This is a genomic window from Bradyrhizobium sp. 159 (assembly GCF_023073795.1).
GTDB lineage: Bacteria > Pseudomonadota > Alphaproteobacteria > Rhizobiales > Xanthobacteraceae > Bradyrhizobium.
This window is the reverse complement of record NZ_JADPKE010000018.1, coordinates 217,036-233,365: the sequence shown is the minus strand read 5'-3', so window position 1 is coordinate 233,365 and position 16,330 is coordinate 217,036. Positions and strand designations below refer to the sequence as shown.

General features: G+C 64.5%; 14 protein-coding genes. 10 read left to right on the top strand and 4 right to left on the bottom strand.

Translation table 11 applies throughout. The features are described from left to right. The first annotated feature begins 59 nt into the window (after window positions 1–59). From IVA96_RS03480 to IVA96_RS03450, 7 genes are all read left to right on the top strand, one after another. Complete coding sequence (locus IVA96_RS03480; protein WP_247278271.1) at window positions 60–1,481, top strand: amidase; 1,422 nt, start codon at window positions 60–62, stop codon at window positions 1,479–1,481. 81 nt (window positions 1,482–1,562) lie between these two features. Next, a complete protein-coding gene (locus tag IVA96_RS03475) occupies window positions 1,563–2,513 on the top strand; it encodes an ABC transporter permease (RefSeq protein WP_247278213.1) in 951 nt (316 codons plus the stop codon). Then, window positions 2,510–3,397, top strand: coding sequence for an ABC transporter permease (locus tag IVA96_RS03470; RefSeq protein ID WP_247278212.1), 888 nt, complete (start codon window positions 2,510–2,512; stop codon window positions 3,395–3,397). Before IVA96_RS03475 ends, IVA96_RS03470 begins: the two co-directional genes overlap by 4 nt. A gap of 2 nt (window positions 3,398–3,399) precedes the next feature. Next, window positions 3,400–4,413 (top strand): ABC transporter ATP-binding protein, encoded by a 1,014-nt coding sequence (locus IVA96_RS03465; protein WP_247278211.1) that lies wholly within the window; start codon window positions 3,400–3,402, stop codon window positions 4,411–4,413. Beyond that, window positions 4,410–5,417 carry an oligopeptide/dipeptide ABC transporter ATP-binding protein gene (locus tag IVA96_RS03460; protein ID WP_247278210.1) on the top strand — a complete coding sequence of 336 codons (1,008 nt, stop codon included), beginning with the start codon at window positions 4,410–4,412 and terminating at the stop codon, window positions 5,415–5,417. Before IVA96_RS03465 ends, IVA96_RS03460 begins: the two co-directional genes overlap by 4 nt. Window positions 5,418–5,473: 56 nt before the next feature. Beyond that, complete coding sequence (locus IVA96_RS03455) at window positions 5,474–6,970, top strand: ABC transporter substrate-binding protein (protein ID WP_247278209.1); 1,497 nt, start codon at window positions 5,474–5,476, stop codon at window positions 6,968–6,970. Between the two features lie 292 nt (window positions 6,971–7,262). Next, entirely contained in the window at window positions 7,263–8,912 is a 1,650-nt protein-coding gene (locus IVA96_RS03450) for an amidase family protein (RefSeq protein ID WP_249809004.1), read from the top strand. Window positions 8,913–9,182: 270 nt separating this feature from the next. On the opposite strand, the gene IVA96_RS03445 is transcribed toward IVA96_RS03450, so the two are convergent. Continuing rightward, the gene (locus tag IVA96_RS03445; protein WP_247278207.1) at window positions 9,183–10,955 is read right to left on the bottom strand and encodes an adenylate/guanylate cyclase domain-containing protein; all 1,773 of its coding nucleotides are present in this window, start codon (window positions 10,953–10,955) and stop codon (window positions 9,183–9,185) included. Window positions 10,956–11,579: 624 nt separating this feature from the next. Between IVA96_RS03445 and IVA96_RS03440 the strand changes: the two genes are divergently transcribed. Next, the gene (locus IVA96_RS03440; protein ID WP_247278206.1) at window positions 11,580–12,554 is read left to right on the top strand and encodes a magnesium transporter CorA family protein; all 975 of its coding nucleotides are present in this window, start codon (window positions 11,580–11,582) and stop codon (window positions 12,552–12,554) included. A 42-nt stretch (window positions 12,555–12,596) separates the two neighbouring features. On the opposite strand, the gene IVA96_RS03435 is transcribed toward IVA96_RS03440, so the two are convergent. Continuing rightward, window positions 12,597–13,223 (bottom strand): alpha/beta hydrolase, encoded by a 627-nt coding sequence (locus IVA96_RS03435; protein WP_247415370.1) that lies wholly within the window; start codon window positions 13,221–13,223, stop codon window positions 12,597–12,599. Beyond that, window positions 13,220–14,158, bottom strand: a complete 939-nt coding sequence (locus IVA96_RS03430; RefSeq protein WP_247415369.1) for a ring-cleaving dioxygenase — start codon at window positions 14,156–14,158, stop codon at window positions 13,220–13,222. Before IVA96_RS03430 ends, IVA96_RS03435 begins: the two co-directional genes overlap by 4 nt. 125 nt (window positions 14,159–14,283) lie before the next feature. Here IVA96_RS03430 and IVA96_RS03425 point away from each other — a divergent pair, with 125 nt between their 5' ends. Beyond that, window positions 14,284–15,225, top strand: coding sequence for a LysR family transcriptional regulator (locus tag IVA96_RS03425; RefSeq protein ID WP_247278203.1), 942 nt, complete (start codon window positions 14,284–14,286; stop codon window positions 15,223–15,225). Window positions 15,226–15,417: 192 nt separating this feature from the next. Next, window positions 15,418–15,894, top strand: coding sequence for a hypothetical protein (locus IVA96_RS03420; RefSeq protein ID WP_247278202.1), 477 nt, complete (start codon window positions 15,418–15,420; stop codon window positions 15,892–15,894). Window positions 15,895–15,905: 11 nt separating this feature from the next. Here IVA96_RS03420 and IVA96_RS03415 read toward each other — a convergent pair whose 3' ends face one another. Further along, window positions 15,906–16,163 carry a hypothetical protein gene (locus tag IVA96_RS03415; RefSeq protein WP_247278201.1) on the bottom strand — a complete coding sequence of 86 codons (258 nt, stop codon included), beginning with the start codon at window positions 16,161–16,163 and terminating at the stop codon, window positions 15,906–15,908. Between the last annotated feature and the right edge of the window lie 167 nt (window positions 16,164–16,330).

Here is a 16,330-nt window from a genome sequence, read left to right as displayed (position 1 = left end):
AATGGACAGGATAGACCCGAGCTGGCAAGGTCCGAGCGTCCATGACGCGGGGCTTCGATATGAGCAATGATCCTTGTTTTTTGTCTGCCACTGAACTGCGCGGCCTCTTTGCCGGGAAGCGGATCTCGCCGGTCGAGATCGTCCGCGCCGTGCTTGCGCGCGCCGAGGCGCTCCAGGTCGAATTGAACTGCTTCATCACCTTATGCGGCGACCAGGCGATCGCAGCGGCGCGCGAAGCCGAGCGCAAGATGATGACCGGCGAGCCCCTCGGCCTGCTGCACGGCATCCCCGTCACCGTCAAGGATATCGTCAACACCAAGGGTGTGAAGACCACCTTCGGCGCCGTTCCCTACAAGGACAATGTGCCGAACGAGGATGCCGTCGCGGTGGCGCGGCTGCGCAGCGAAGGCGCGATCCTGATCGGCAAGACCACGACGCCGGAATTCGGCAGCAAGTGCCTGACGGACTCGCCCTTGTTCGGCCGCACCCGCAATGCGTGGGATGCGCGCCGTTCCTCCGGCGGCTCCAGCGGCGGCGCGGCGGTTGCCGTTGCGAGCGGCATCGCGCCGCTTGCAATCGCGACGGACGGTGGCGGCTCGACGCGGATTCCGGCCGCCTGCAACGGCGTGGTTGGGCTGAAGCAGAGCAACGGCGTCGTCCCGCACAGCCAGGCGCTCGATGTGTTCGGCAACCAAACCTATGTCACGCCGACCACCCGCACCGTGGCCGACACCGCGCTGATGATGCAGGCGATGGCCGGCGAGGATCCTTGCGATCCCTGGTCGATCGGCGTCCCCGTGCCTGATTTCATCGGCACCGCCGCTCCGCACGGCGATCTGCGCGGGCAGAAGATCCTGTTCTGTGCTTCGCCGCCCGGACGTCCAGTGTCGCTAGACGTCGCGGCCAGCTTCAAGGCGAGCCTTGATCGGCTGGCGGAGCTCGGTGCCGAGCTTGAAGAGTTCTCCGGCGACGGCTTCGACATAGAGCCAATCTGGCGCGCGATCAACCACACGGTCTGGCGCACGCGCTTTGCAAAGCTCGCCGCAGAGCACGGGGACGAGCTGAGCGAGGCCTTTCTCAAGCAGCTCGCGCTCGCAAGCGAGGTCAGCGGCGTCGAATACCAGGACGCGATGTTCGCGCGCACCGCGCTGTTCCGCCGGGTGCAATCGTTGCTTGCGCACGGGCACCTGCTGGCGATGCCGACACTCACGCGCACGGCGCTGCCGATCGAGCAGGATTTGTTCGGCACCATCGAGATCGACGGCAAGCAGTTCGACAGCGTCCGGCCGCATTGGTTCCCCTGGACCATGCTATTCAACATGACCGGGCATCCCGCCGTCAGCCTGCCCTGCGGCTTCGGCCGTGACGGCCTGCCGATCGGGCTGCAGCTCGTCGGCCGCTTCCGCGGCGAGGCCGAATTGCTGCGCGTGAGCGCGCTGTTCGAGGCTTCAAGTGACCTTCTGTCCCGCTGGCCGGCCTGAGGCGACGGGCATGCGGCAAAGGGCTTACCTCCGGCACCCGGACATGTTGATCGTGCCTGCTAGCCCTGAAGCCGAGCGCGCATGAGCGTCTTTGTCCTCCGACGTCTGTTGACCTTGCTGGCGACCCTGGTCGGCGCATCGCTGATCATCTTCCTGGTGCTCGACGCGCTTCCCGGCAACGCCGCGCAGATGCTGATGGGGGCCGACGCCTCGCCGGACGCAGTCCGCGCGCTCACCGTCAAGCTCGGGCTCGACCAGCCGCTGGCGGTTCGCTACCTGCAATGGATCAAGGGCCTCCTCGTCGGAGATCTCGGCAACTCCTATGTCTACGGCACGCCGGTCGCGAGCCTGATCGCGGAGCGGCTGGTGCTGACCATTCCGCTCGCGATCATGGCCATGACGATCACGGTGACGCTGGCGCTCTCCGCCGGCATCTACACCGCCGCCAACCACAACAAGCTTGGCGACGTCGGCGTGATGTCACTGACGCAGGTGGGCATCGCGCTGCCGAATTTCTGGTTCGCGATCCTCTTGGTCCTGTTGTTCTCGGTGCGGCTGCAATGGCTCTCGGCGGGCGGCTTTGGCGGCTGGGACGATGGCCTCTGGTCGGGCATCAAGTCGCTGCTGCTGCCGGCGATCTCGCTCGCGGTGGTGCAGGCCGCGATTCTCGCGCGGGTCACCCGCTCGGCCGTGCTCGAGGTGCTGCGTGAGGACTTCGTCCGCACAGCCCGTGCGAAGGGCCTCGGCAAGCGCGAGGTGCTGTGGCGCCATGTGCTGCGTAACGCCATGATCCCCGTGATGACCGTGATGGGGTTGCAATTCGCCAATCTGCTCGCCGGCACCATCGTGATCGAGAACGTGTTCTACCTGCCGGGCCTCGGCCGCCTGATCTTCCAGTCGATCGCCAACCGCGACCTGATCGTGGTGCGCAACTGCGTGATGCTGCTCGCGGCCATGGTCGTCATCGTCAATTTCGTGGTCGATGTGCTCTATGCCTTCATCGATCCCCGCATCAAGGTCCACGACCTGTGAGCGAGCCCCTCACCATCGACGCGCCGATTGCGACGCGGCCGCTGCCGGCTCGGACGTTCTGGCGCCGCGCGCTGCGCCATCGCAGTTTCGTGCTTGGCGGCGCGCTGAGCCTGCTGGTGCTCGCCTCAGCGCTGTTGTCGCTGGTGTGGACGCCGTGGTCGCCCTATGAGATCGACATCGCCTCGAAACTCCGGCCGCCGTCGGCATCGCACTGGCTCGGCACCGATTCCTTCGGCCGAGACATCGTCTCGCTGCTGCTCGCTGGCGCGCGTTCGACCATCATGGTCGGCATCATCGCGGTGAGCATCGGTCTCAGCTTCGGCGTCTGCCTTGGCTTGATCGCCTCGGCCAGGCGCGGCTGGACCGAAGAGATCATCATGCGCTTTGCCGATTTCAGCTTCGCCTTTCCGGCCGTGCTCTCGGCGATCATGCTCGCCGCCGTGTTGGGACCGGGCATGGTGACCTCGATCGTCGCGATCGGTATCTTCCAGATCCCGACGCTGACGCGGCTGACGCGCGGTTCGGCCAACGCGATCTGGGCGCGCGAATTCGTGCTGGCCGCGCGCGCGGCAGGCAAGGGGCGCTTCCGCATCACGATCGAGCACGTGCTGCCCAACATCCTGTCGATCCTGATCGTGCAGGTCACCATCCAGTTCGCGCTTGCCATTCTCGCCGAAGCCGCACTGTCCTATCTCGGCCTCGGCACGCAGCCGCCGCAGCCGTCATGGGGCCGCATGTTGAACGATGCGCAGACGCTGCTGTTCCAGTCGCCGATGCTCGCGGTCTATCCCGGCGCTGCGATCGCGATCGCGGTGCTCGGCCTCAATCTGCTTGGTGACGGATTGCGCGACCTGCTCGATCCCAGACTGGCGCGGGAGCGGTAATAATGGCTGATTCCGCAACCATGCCATTGATCGAGGTCGCTAATCTCGGCGCGCGCCTCAACACCAGCCGCGGGCCGGCGCAGGCCGTGCGTGGCGTCAGCTTTGCCCTTAAGCGCGGCGAGACGCTCGGGCTCGTCGGCGAATCCGGCTGCGGCAAGTCGGTCACGGCGTTATCGCTGATGGGGCTGCTGCCAGACAGCGCGGTGGTCGGCGGCAGCATCAAGCTGGATGGCAACGAGCTCGTCGGGCTTTCGGATGCGGATTATTGTCGCCTGCGCGGCAACCGCATCAGCATGATCTTCCAGGAGCCGATGACCGCGCTCAATCCGATGCACACGATCGGCCACCAGGTCGCCGAGCCGCTGCGGCGTCACAAGAAATATTCGGCGTCACAGGCGCGGCGCGAGACCATCGCCTTGCTCGACCGGGTCGGGCTGCCCGATGCTATCAGGCGCGTCGACGCCTATCCGCACCAGTTTTCCGGCGGCCAGCGCCAGCGTGTCACCATTGCGATGGCGCTCGCCTGCGAGCCGGACCTCTTGATCGCGGACGAGCCGACCACCGCGCTCGACGTCACCATCCAGGGCCAGATCCTCGACCTCATCGCTGATCTCGTCGAGGAGCGCGGCATGTCGATGATCCTGATCTCGCACGATCTCGGTGTCATCGCCGAGAACGTGCAGCGCATGATGGTGATGTACGGCGGCACCGTCGTCGAGAGCGGACCGACCGACGAGGTGTTCCGGCGCATGGGGCATCCCTATACGCAGGGCCTGTTCCGCGCCCGGCCGAAGCTCGGTGCGCGCAAGGGGACGCGGCTGAAGACGATCTTGGGCACAGTGCCGGAGCTCGCCGATTTGCCGTCCGGCTGCACCTTCTCTGATCGCTGTCCCCTGGTGATCGATCAGTGTCGTGCCGCGTTGCCGCCGATGGTGGACGTCGGACCTGGCCATGGCGTGCGTTGCATCAGGACCGACGTATCGATGGCCGAACGCGTCGGAGCGCTGATCGCATGACCGCCGCCGGATTGCTTCTCGAGGTGAAGGATCTCGAGCAGCGCTATACGCTGCCGCGCGAAAGCCTGTTTCGCCCGCCGGGGCAGGTGCGCGCGCTGAACGGCGTGAGCGTGCAGGTCGCCGCGGGCAAGAGCCTCGGCGTCGTCGGCGAATCCGGTTCCGGCAAGTCGACCTTCGCGCGGCTGGTGATGGCGCTGGAGCGGCCGACGTCAGGGCAGGTCGCGCTGCTCGGCTGCGATCTCAACCGCATCTCTGCCGATGAACTGCGCCGTGCCAGGCGTGATTTCCAGATGGTGTTCCAGGACCCTTACGGCTCGCTGGATCCGCGCCAAACCATCGCCCGCATCGTCGCCGAGCCCCTCACCGTGCTGGAGGAGGCGGATCGCACCAAATTCCGCGAACGCGTCGCCGCAGTGCTGCGCCAGGTCGGCTTGCGCGACGCCGACATGGACAAATATCCGCACGAATTCTCCGGCGGGCAGCGCCAGCGCATCGCCATTGCGCGTGCGCTGATCACCCAGCCGAAGCTGATCGTCGCCGACGAGCCGGTCTCCGCGCTCGACGTCTCCGTGCAAGCGCAAGTGTTGAACCTGATGCAGGACCTCCAGGAGCAGTTCGGTCTCAGCTACATCCTGATCAGCCACGATCTCGCCGTCGTCGACTATCTCTGCGACGAGGTTGCGGTGATGTATCTCGGCCGGATCGTCGAACAGGGCCGGCCGCAGGACCTGTTCGAGCACTGCGCCCATCCCTATACGCGCGCGCTCTTGGATGCCGTGCCGCGGGCACGCGCCGGCGGCGGCCGGCGGCGGCGCGGGGCCCAGGCGGCCGCCTCGCAATCGGCGGCGGCGACCGGATGCCCCTACGCCGCGCGCTGTGCCCTCGCTGACCAGCATTGCCGCGCGATCCTGCCTGAGTTACGCAAGGTAGGCGAGGGGCACCTTGCCGCCTGCCACAAGACGGAGGCGGTGATGGCGTTGCCCCGGCCGACCCTGGAAGGTTAGTCTCCAGAGCAGGATTGGCGTAGGCTTGAAGAACAGAGATGGCCGGGGAGTTGCGCATGTTCAGGAAATTATCGATCGTTGCATTCGCCGCCGTGCTTGCCGCAGCGCCGTTGCCGGTGCTGGCGCAGAGCAAGAAGGACAGCGTCGTCATGGCGATGGCGCTGGAGCCGCCGGGTCTCGATCCCACCAACGCCGCCGCCGCCGCGATCGCCGAGGTCACGCTCTACAACATCTATGAGACGCTGACCAAGATCAACGAGGACGGCTCCGTCTCGCCGCTGCTGGCCGAAAGCTGGAGCGCCTCGCCGGACCTGAAGACCTATACGTTCAAGCTGCGCAAGGGCGTCAAATTCCACAACGGCGAGCCGTTCGATTCCGCCGCGGTGAAGTTTTCGTTCGAGCGTAACGCCGTGCCGACCAGCACCAACAAGGACAAGAGCCTGTTCCAGAGCTTCGAGTCCGTTGCGGCGCCCGACGCCGACACGATCGTGATCACCCTGAAGAATTCCGAGCCGAACCTGCCGTTCCTGCTCGGGCAGGCCAGCGGCTCGATCGTCGAGCCGAAGAGCGCTGCCACCAACATCACACAGCCGGTCGGCACCGGGCCTTACCAGTTAGGGGCCTGGGCCAAGGGCTCCTCGATCACCCTGAGCAAATGGGCCGACTATCGCAACGCCGCGGCGATCAAGCTGTCCAAGGTGACGATCCGCTTCATCTCGGATCCGGCGGCGCAGATCGCCGCGCTGCTCTCGGGCGACGTCGATGCGTTCCCGCGCGTGTCGGCCCAGCGCAGCATCGCTCAGTTCAAGGCCGATCCACGGTTCACGGTGCTGGTCGGCGGCTCCAGGGCCAAGACCATCGTCGCGATCAACCACCGCAAGAAACCGCTGGACGACGTCCGCGTCCGCCGCGCCATCCTCGCCGCGATCGACCGCAAAGCGATGATCGACGGCGCCGTCGACGGTTTCGGCACGCCGATCGGCAGCTTCTACGTGCCGGGCGCGCTCGGCTATGTCGACACCACCGGCATCAATCCCTACGATCCCGAGAAGGCCAAGAAGCTGCTCGCCGAGGCCGGCGTCACCACGCCGCTGGAGCTTTCGCTGAAGCTGCCGCCGCCGTCCTATGCGCGGCAGGGCGGCGAGATCGTCGCGGCCCAGCTCGCCAAGGTCGGCATCGTCGCCAAAATCGAGAACGTCGAATGGGCGCAATGGCTGTCGCAGGTGTTCGCCGGCAATGGTCCGCACAATTTCGAGCTCACCATCGTCAGCCATGTCGAGCCGTTCGACCTCGTCAAGATTACCGAGCCGGACTACTATCTCGGCTACAACAACGAAGCCTTCAACGCGCTCTACAAGCAGATCGTGTCCACGCCGGATGAGGCGGCTCGCGCAAAACTTCTCGGTGACGCCCAGCGCATGCTGGCCACCGACGCCGTCTCCGCCTACCTGTACCAGCCGCAGCTGATCACCATCACCAACAAGAAGCTGAAGGGCGTCTGGAAGGACGTCCCGCAATACGAGAATGATTTCTCGACCTGGTATTGGGAGTAAGGGCCGGCTCAAGTCGAGCCTGTCGCTTCCAATTTGACCTCTTCCCATCGGGAAGAGGTCAATCGTTTGGCGTGTCCAAAACAAAAACCTGAAAAACAACCCCATGCACAGTAGGCGTGGATAGTCATTTCAATGGTTTACGCGTTGCGCGGTTCGGTGGTCTGCGCGATGCGCTCGGACGTTGACCCGTCGGGCAAAACACTGGCAATATATCATCATCGCGGCCTCATGGTTCGGGACGCACCGTCAGGCGAGGCACGCCGTGAAGAAGCCATCCTGCCGCGACGCTGGCATGGTCGCGGCTGCCCCTAGCGGCGAGGCGACGACCCCTCTGAAGCTCGACGATGCGCCACTGAGCAATATCGCTCAGGCGCTGGCCAGTGGGCAGGTCACCGCGACGGCGCTGACCAAAGCCTACCTCGCGCGCATCGAGGCCTACGATCGCGGCGGACCCGCGCTCAACGCCGTGCGCGCGCTCAATCCCGACGCGCTCGCGATCGCGGGCAAGCTCGACACCAGCAGACCGTCGGCCAGGCGGCCGCTGGCGGGCATCCCGATCCTGGTGAAGGACAACATCGCGACCGGAGACAAACAGCCGACGACGGCGGGCTCGCTGGCGCTGGAAGGCGCGCGCGCCCGGGACGATGCCACGATCGTCAAGCTGCTGCGGGACGCGGGCGCAGTGATCCTCGGCAAGGCGAACCTGACCGAGTTCTCCAACATGCTCGCGGTCGACATGCCCGGCGGCTACTCGTCGCTGGGTGGTCAAGTGAAGAATCCTTATGGGCCGGCGCTGATGGGCGAGCATGGCATCCCGATCCTGACTCCCGGAGGCTCGAGCGCGGGTTCGGCGGTGGCGGTGGCGGCAGGCCTGTGCGCAGCTTCGATCGGCACCGAGACCTCGGGCTCGCTGCTGTTCCCCGCCAGCCTGAACGGCCTCGTCACCGTCAAGCCGACCGTCGGGCTGATCAGCCGTGCCGGTATCGTGCCGATCGCGCACAGCCAGGACACTGCAGGGCCGATGACGCGCACCGTGCGCGACGCGGCGATGCTGCTGAACGTGCTGGCGGCCAAGGACCCGCTCGACCCGGCCACGCAAAAGCAGCGGCGGCCTGCCGATTATACTGCGGGCCTCGCGCGGGATACGATGAACGGTGCGCGCATTGGCGTGCCGAGCGACCCGGCCGACCCGCTGAACGATTGCTTCTACGGCAAGCTGCTGCCCGACAGGATCAAGGTCATGACCGAGACGATCAAGGTGCTGGAGGATCTTGGCGCCGTCATCGTGCGCGCCAATATGCCGACGCTCGGCTGGATCGGCGGACCGGGCACCACCATGGCCGTGCTCAACCGCAATCCGTTGAGCGAGCAAAAAGGTACTGTCGCAAGGCCGCCGGTCGTCTTCCTCTATGAGCTGAAGCACGACCTCAATCTCTATTTGAACACATGGGCCACAAACACGGACATCAAGAGCATCGCCGACATCGTGGCCTTCAACGAAGCGAACGCGGAGAGGGCGCTGCGTTTCGGCCAAGATCATTTCCTCGCCGCCGACATGACCAGGGGCGATCTCAGCGAGCGCGAGTACAAATCCGCGCGCGCCATGGATCTGCTCTCGGCCAAGACGCGCGGCATGGATGCCTACATGAACGAGCACAAGCTCGATGCGGTGCTGTTCGCAGGCGCCACCGGCGCCGCGATCGCCGCGAGGGCAGGCTATCCCAGCGTCATGGTGCCCGGAGGCTTCATCTCGGGAACGATCGACGGCAAGGACACGCCAGACTATCCGCTCGGCGTCACCTTCGCAGGCCGTGCCTGGAGCGAGCACAAGCTGCTGCGTCTGGCCTACGCCTATGAGCAGGCCTCCAACAAGCGCAAGCCGCCGCCCGGCTTGCTGGCGCCTTGGACCTCACCGGCAGACACCCGATCAGCCTTGCATTGATGAATTGGATCGCTGCTTTCGATCGTAACGCGGACACCCGGGCCCGTCCGCTGGTGCCGCCTTTGTGACCCAACTGAGACATTGGCGCAGAGCTTCTGTCTCGCATCTTGCGTTTAGGAGCACGGCGGCTCTTCGCTCGCCCCGGCTGCCTCATCGTGGATGGCGACACCCTCCAAAATCGTCCGCCTATCGGTGCAGACCGGAAGCGACTAGCGGGCAGCCAGAACAACGCTTTTGACCCGATGCAGACAGGACCGTCTCGCTGCGAGCCTATCCTTCCGGCACACCTGCCAAGCTTAGGCCCTCGTAAATGCGCTCGCGCTGGGCCAGGAAGGTCGGGTTTTCACTGCGCCGCTCGTTGCGAAATCTAGCGACGGTAAAGTTCGGGTCCAACCGAAGCCCGGCATTCCGCGCCTCCCGCGCCTCCGTAGCGCGACCGCTGAGCGCTGAGGCCGCGGCCAGGAAAAAATGCGGCATGGCAACATTAGGATTTATTTCGACTGATCTGCGCAGCCGGTCTAGGGCTGAATCGAGCCGGCCGAGGAAGAGGTCGGCGATCCCAAGCAGGGCAAGCCAGCGATCCAGTCCGGGATCGCGGGGGCTCAGCCGGATTGCGTTCATGAGATCGGCTTCTGCCTCTTCCGCGCGTCCGAGTAGCACCTTCATGAAGCCTGCGTCGGCATGGGCCCAGGCCAGATTGCGATCCAGCGCGATTGCGAACTCAAGCTCGCGCAGCGACCGCTCCGTCGCGCCCGAGACATGCAGGACATTGGCGTGTACGAAATGGGCCAGCGCGTTGCCCGGAGCAAGCGTCAATGCCTGAGTGATCGCGGTATGGGCGATACGTAGCTGTTCCTCGCGATTGGTCGAGGCAAAGGTGCGAAGTTCGTTGCCATGATAGAAGGCGAGACCGACCAACGCCTCGACATTGCGAGGGTCCAACCTGAGCGCCGCGTCGAACAGGTCGCACGCCGCGCGGTCGCGGCGCAGCGACAAGGGTTGGTTGAGGATTGCCCAGCCGCGCATCGCCAAGTCTACGGCATCCATGTTGTTCGGCCGTTCGCGCTCGGCCCGGCGGCCTTCCGCGGCAACGAGCTGGATGCCCACGGTCCGGGCGAGGCGCGTGGTGATCTCATCTTGCATGTCGAAGATATCGGCGCGCGGCTTGTCGAAGCGTTCGGCCCAAAGGTGCGCGCCGGTTTCGGTGTCGATGAGCTGCGCGTTGACGCGTACGCGGTCGCCGCCGCCCTGCACGCTGCCTTCCATCACGTAGCGCACACCAAGCTCGCGGCCGATTACGCGGACGTCGACTGGCTTGCTTTTGAAGGTGAAGGCGGTGTTGCGAGCTATGACGAAGGCTCCAGGAATGCGCGACAGGTCGGTTGTGAGACTTTCAGTGATACCGTCGACGAAGTAGTCCTGCTCGCTGTTGCCATCGAGGTTGACGAAGGGCAGGACCACGATGGAGAGCCGCGGTGCGATGGCCGTGTGCGGCGCCGTTGCTGCGGCGCGCATCGGTGAAAGCGAATAGACCTGCACCGGCTCGGCGATGTTCTTCAGTTGCTGCTGGCCGCGATCTTGTGCGGCGATGTCCATTTTGCCACGTACTTGGTGATAGGCCGCACTAGACAGGCAGATACCACCAGGCTCGGCAATCTGCTCCAATCGCGCCGCCACATTGACCCCATCGCCCATGAGGTCGCCATCGTCCTCCACGACCACGTCGCCAAGGTTGATGCCAATGCGGAACTCGATACGCCTATCCGGTGCTAAGCCGGCGTTGCTCTCGACCATAGCCCGTTGCACATCGACCGCCGAGCGAACTGCATCCACCACCGAGGCGAACTCGGCCAGCAAGCCATCTCCGGTGGTCTTGACGATGCGTCCGCGATGGGCCGCGATAACAGGATCGATCAAGCTCTTGCGGATGACTCGGAGGCGATCGAGCGTACCTTCCTCGTCAGTTGCCACCAGCCGACTATAGCCGACTGCATCGGCCGCGAGGATCGTGGTCAACCGTCGGTTTGGCCGCTCGATCGCCAAGTTTCCCTCCTGGATCGATCGAGGCCAGTCTACGCATTTAGTTGCAGGTGCCAAGGGATTTGACATGAGGGAGCGGTCGAGGTGTCTGATCCTGCTCCATAGCGTCGCCGGGCTGGTTCGCTAGCGTCGGCTCATGAAGACGGACCGGATTCAGCCGGCCAAGCGGCTAAACGGCGCGGATGACTCGAAGCAGACAGGCGGGCCCCTTAGGTGAGTGATTGCCGCGGCCGACGCGATCCTTCGCCTCCGTCAGCCGTCGCGCAATTCCGATGCTCTGCAAGCGCTAAATAGAGGGGCCGCGCCGACGCCGACTCCGCTTTCGGGCAAAGCCTTATGTCCGGTTGTGGCCAGGAAGCGGACGTAAGGTCACCCATCGCTAGGCTGCTGTGGATAGTGGTTGGCGCGTGAGTCGATTCATTTGGAAGAATAACCTTTTTCGCAACTACCAAAGCGTGTGTGGCAAAGTGAGGGAGTAACCGGGAAGCCGAACTGTCCAGAGTGAGGCCCGCGACGAGGGAGCTGCGCCGCAAGGGCATTGAACGTTTGGAACCCTCATGCGTTAGCCGCACGGATGAAGGCCGGATGGACCATCCGGCATGACGACGCGGCCACGGAGTTCGGTTCTTGCTTAAGCTTTACAGGTGGCCGTCGGACGACTGGCACGGCATCGGTGCGGAAATGCCCTCGGAGATCATCTGGGCCGATCTCTTGAACGCGAGTGACGAGGAAAAGCAGTTCGTCGAACGACTGCTCGGGATCCGCATTCCCTCGGAAGAGTCCCTCAGCGAGATCGAGGCGTCGAGCCGCCTGATCCTCGACCACGGGGCGCTCTATCTCAGCTCGCCCGCGCTCCGGCCCAGCGAAAACAAGGAGGCCGAGATCACGCCGGTGGGGTTCGTCATTGGCCCGCATGTTCTGGTGACGGTGCGCTTTGCGGAGCTGCCGATCTTCGACGACGTCGGCAAGCGCATCGGCTCCGACGACAGCCTGGAGAACGGCATGTGCGTGTTCACCAGCCTGCTCGAGGCCATGGTTGACCGTGGCGCCGATGTCCTGGAGCATCTCGGCGCCAAGGTGGACCGGCTCTCGCGGGGCGTCTTTAGGGGCGGGCTGGTTCGCACCCAACGTCCGGTGCGCTCCAGCCGCAGGATGCGCGAGGCGCTGGAGAATATCGGCGAGCTGGCCGACCGGCTGGCCAAGGCGCGCGATGTCCTGCTCGGGGTCGGCCGCGTTGCCTCGTTTGCCGGCGATGTCGGCAGTGAATGGATCAGGGCCGCGTCGAAGAAACGTCTCGAGGCGGTGTCGAAGGACGTCGTTTCACTCAGCGACTACGAGACACGACTGTCCGACAAGATCCAGCTGCTGCTCGATGCGGTGCTCGGCTTCGTCAACATCCAGCAGAACGAGCTGTTCAAGATCCTGACGATCGTCTCCGTTGTCGGCGTGCCGCCGACCATCCTGGTCGGCATCTGGGGCATGAACTTCAAGCACATACCAGAGCTGGACTGGACCTTCGGCTATCCGTTGGCCTGGCTTGCGGTGATTGCCAGCGGCGTGCTTCCGCTGATCTGGTTCAAGCGGCGCGGCTGGTTCGATTGAAGCGGCGGCGCACCGTTCGAAAGCGATGCGCCGCTGCTTTGATCATGCTGCCCTGGCGTCGACATTGCCGATCCAGTCGCGGGCCAGCGTGACGTCGGCTTGCGACAATGGGTGCCCTGCCGGCAGGACCCTGTGGGTGACGCTCGCGCCTGCTTGCGAGAGCAGAGCCGCGAGGTGGGCTGAATTGCCAGCCGGCACGATCGGGTCGCCTTGCCCGGACAACAGCAGGACTGGCTTGCCTGCAAGATCGGTTTTTGGCGGATCCGACAGCGGTACCATGGCGCGCAACAGGATCGCGCCTGCAAGCACGTCCGGCTCCAGCAGCAACAGCGCGGCAGCGATGTTGGCACCGTTAGAGAAGCCGACCGCGACCGGCGCGGCGAGGCCGTAACGTTGTCGCGCCTCCGTGACGAAGTCGGCGAGTTCGTGTGCGCGCCGGCGCAAATCGTCCTCGTCGAACACGCCTTCGGCCAGGCGGCGGAAGAAGCGCGGCTTGCCGTGCTCGAGCACGCGGCCGCGCGGCGAGAGCAGGGCGGCGCCGGGCGATATCATTCGGCCGAGGCCGAGCAGGTCGTTCTCGTCACCGCCGGTGCCGTGCAGCAGCAGGAGTGGGGCCGAGCCCGCGTTGGCCGCGGGCTCGAAACGATGGATGAATGAACTCTCGGTCATGACACACTCTCTTCAAGGTTCGGCAACACTTCCTCGATCTGCTTGCGGTGCGCTTCGAGGAAGCCGGGCAGCTTCAGGTCGCGGCCCAGGGTCGCGACGGGTTCGTCGACGGCGAAGCCGGGGATGTCGGTCGCGATCTCGAACAGCACGCCGCCGGGTTCGCGGAAGTAGATCGAGCGGAAGTAGTTGCGATCCCTCTGCTCGGTCGGGTGCAGGCCGTGATTGCTCACGAGCTTTTGCGCCATCTGGCCCTGCTCGGCGTCGTCGGCCGCGCGGAAGGCAATGTGATGCACCGAGCCGCCGCCCTGATGTCCCCGCAAGAAGCCCTGGGCTTCGTAGATGTCGACGACGCTGCCTTCGGCATCGCCCGCTGCCTTGAAGCGGATCACCGAGCCTTCGCGCGCGGTCTCCTTGAAGCCGAACACGTCGGTGAGGACGGCCGCCGTCTTCACTGCGCTGTCGAGCAGCAGGGTCACGCCGTGCAAGCCGCGGATCGCATGCTCGGCCGGCACGTCGCCATTGCTCCAGCCCGGCTCGTTCTCGGCGCCGGGAATGCCGACCAGCGCGAGCGCCATCCCGTCGGGGTCGCTGAACGGCAGCACGGACTCACCGAAGCGCTTCTCCAGCGCCTCGTGAGCAATGCCCTTCTCGATGAAGCGCTGCGTCCAGTAGGCGAGCGAGCGCTGCGGCACGCGGAAGGCGGTCTGATGGGTTTCGCCGACACCGCGGCGGCCGGCCGAAACGCCCGCCCACGGGAAGAAGGTCAGGATGGTGCCGGGGCGGCCGGTCTCGTCGCCGTAATAAAAGTGATAGGTGGCAGGGTCGTCGAAATTGACCGTCTTCTTGACGAAGCGCAGGCCGAGGTCCCGGGTGTAAAAGCCGAAGTTCCTCATGGGATCGCCCGCGATCGCGGTGACATGGTGCAGTCCAGACATTGTCGTCCTCCAAAATTCGGGGAGCATCGTGCTCTGGTTGGAAATATCGTTCCGCTTTGGATTGGAGACAATCCATGCAAATATGACGGCTATGTCTATGAATTGGAAACAATAGGCGCGCCCGATTGGACAAGGTGGCCAGCCTCCGGGCTTTCGTAAAAGTGGTCGAAAGCGGCAGCTTTGCGGAAGCCGGCCGCCAGCTGCGGCTGTCGCGCTCGGCGATCAGCAAATACATCGCGGACCTCGAGGAGAGTCTCGGCGTCCAACTCCTGAACCGCACCACGCGGCACGCGAGCCCGACCGAGAACGGCCAGCGCTATTTCGAGCGTGCGGTGGTGATCCTCTTGGAGATCGAGGCTGCGGACCAGGCGGTGACGCAGGCCCAGTCGGCGCCGCGGGGCCTGTTGCGCGTCAACGCGCCGATGTCGTTCGGCACGATGCGGCTGGGGCCGGTGCTCGCCGATTTCATGGCACGCTATCCCGAGTTGCAGTTCCAGATCGTGCTCAGCGACGATTTGCTCGATCCGGTCCAGGACGGATTTGACGTGACGTTGCGGATCGCGGAGCTGGAATCCTCCAGCCTGATCGCGCGCAAGATCATGCCGGTGGCGCGCATGATCTGCGCTTCGCCGGATTATCTGGCGCGTCACGGCACCCCAAATCATCCGCAGGATCTGCGCGAGCACGCCGCGCTGACCTACGGCTTCCTACTCACCGGCAATCAGTGGAAGCTGACCGGCACTGATGGCGATCACTGGATCCAGCCGGCCTGGTCGCTCTGCGTCAACAACGCCGAGGTGCTGCGCGACGTCGCGATCAACGGCAGGGGGCTGGCGCTGCTGCCCGAGTTCATCGCCGCGGATGCGTTGAAGAAGGGCGAGCTGCGGACGGTGCTGAACGACTATTTCGCGCCGCCGCTCGCGCTTTATGCGGTGTATCCGCCGACGCGGCATTTGTCGGTCAAGGTGCGTCTGTTCATCGACTTCCTGGTCGAGCGTTTTGGCCGCGAGCGGGACGAAGCCGGCGGACGCAGACGTGCGGAGGCTAGGGATACTATTATACCGTAACGGAGACTGAACTTTCTTCCGATCGCTCAGGACTCATACTTGCGTCCCGACTTCGCGCTTAGGACCAGAGAGCTTCAGCCGCTGCCGGGGCGTCGCCGAGGGCTCTCTTTCGTGCCGCTGCGAAAAGCGGCGGCGTGATGTGTGGCTCGCCGACACTTCTCGACTTGATTCCAACAAGCGCAGGAGGAGCCTATGCGGAAGTCTCTCAGCTTTTTCCTTTCTGGCGTAGCATTGATCGTCGCGGCGTCAACCGCTGTAGCGGGCGAGCGGGTGCTTGAGTTCAAGCTGGTTACAAAGCCGATCGATCTCAAGGTCATCGAGGCCGCAAACGTCGAAGGACAGACGGTTGTGTCAGGCAAATTCTTTGGAGTCGCCGTTTTCAACGACGGCCGTATCGGAGTGAAAGAGTTCGTCAATACTTCGGACTTGCTCAAAGGGTCGGGCCCGTTCTTCGGCTACAGCACTTACACGTTCGAGGAAGGCTCGATTACGGCGCGCTACACCGGTTCGGCCAAAGACGGCAAATCAACGGGCGAATACACGATCCTATCGGGCACAGGTGCCTATGCGAACGCCACGGGTACGGGCACAATCGAAAGCGCGCCGAACCCATTCAAGGGCGTCAACCTGCTAAACATAAAGCTCGTCGTTAAAACGTCCGGTTCATGACAGCGCAATGTTCACAGGTCCCACACCAAGGAAGTTGATCCCTTGTGTGGCGTGTTGGCCGGCCGGCGGCACATTGCCGGCCGGGCGACCTGCTGAAGAACCGGGCGGGCGCGGTCGCCCCACTGGTCTTGATCGTAGGCCTGCAGGATGCGGACAAAATCGGCCATGCTGGATTGATCTCGGTTTTCGGCCATAGCCTCAACCTGAGTATCGGATGCGGGCTGGCTCGCTTGCCAAAACCGCCCGAGGACATCGGCGATGTTTCTCATGACGTACTCTCTGCAGCCAACTGTGACAGTAGACACCAAGTACTGGAGCGGCATCGCACCGTTCGCTAGGAGAAAAGCCGGCGGACGCTACACGGCCGGACTTGTCCTGCAACTGCCGGCTCGCGCGGCCGGTTCCGTTGCTTATCACTCCGCGTTCATAGTTAGCA

Excerpts from the sequence above, each read along its gene's own strand:
- IVA96_RS03420 (WP_247278202.1), top strand. The coding sequence starts at position 15,418 with ATGCGGAAGTCTCTCAGCTTTTTCCTTTCTGGCGTAGCATTGATCGTC.
- IVA96_RS03465 (WP_247278211.1), top strand. The coding sequence starts at position 3,400 with ATGGCTGATTCCGCAACCATGCCATTGATCGAGGTCGCTAATCTCGGC.
- IVA96_RS03475 (WP_247278213.1), top strand. The coding sequence starts at position 1,563 with ATGAGCGTCTTTGTCCTCCGACGTCTGTTGACCTTGCTGGCGACCCTG.
- IVA96_RS03460 (WP_247278210.1), top strand. The coding sequence starts at position 4,410 with ATGACCGCCGCCGGATTGCTTCTCGAGGTGAAGGATCTCGAGCAGCGC.
- IVA96_RS03435 (WP_247415370.1), bottom strand. The coding sequence starts at position 13,223 with ATGACCGAGAGTTCATTCATCCATCGTTTCGAGCCCGCGGCCAACGCG.
- IVA96_RS03450 (WP_249809004.1), top strand. The coding sequence starts at position 7,263 with ATGGTCGCGGCTGCCCCTAGCGGCGAGGCGACGACCCCTCTGAAGCTC.
- IVA96_RS03480 (WP_247278271.1), top strand. The coding sequence starts at position 60 with ATGAGCAATGATCCTTGTTTTTTGTCTGCCACTGAACTGCGCGGCCTC.
- IVA96_RS03455 (WP_247278209.1), top strand. The coding sequence starts at position 5,474 with ATGTTCAGGAAATTATCGATCGTTGCATTCGCCGCCGTGCTTGCCGCA.
- IVA96_RS03415 (WP_247278201.1), bottom strand. The coding sequence starts at position 16,163 with ATGAGAAACATCGCCGATGTCCTCGGGCGGTTTTGGCAAGCGAGCCAG.
- IVA96_RS03430 (WP_247415369.1), bottom strand. The coding sequence starts at position 14,158 with ATGTCTGGACTGCACCATGTCACCGCGATCGCGGGCGATCCCATGAGG.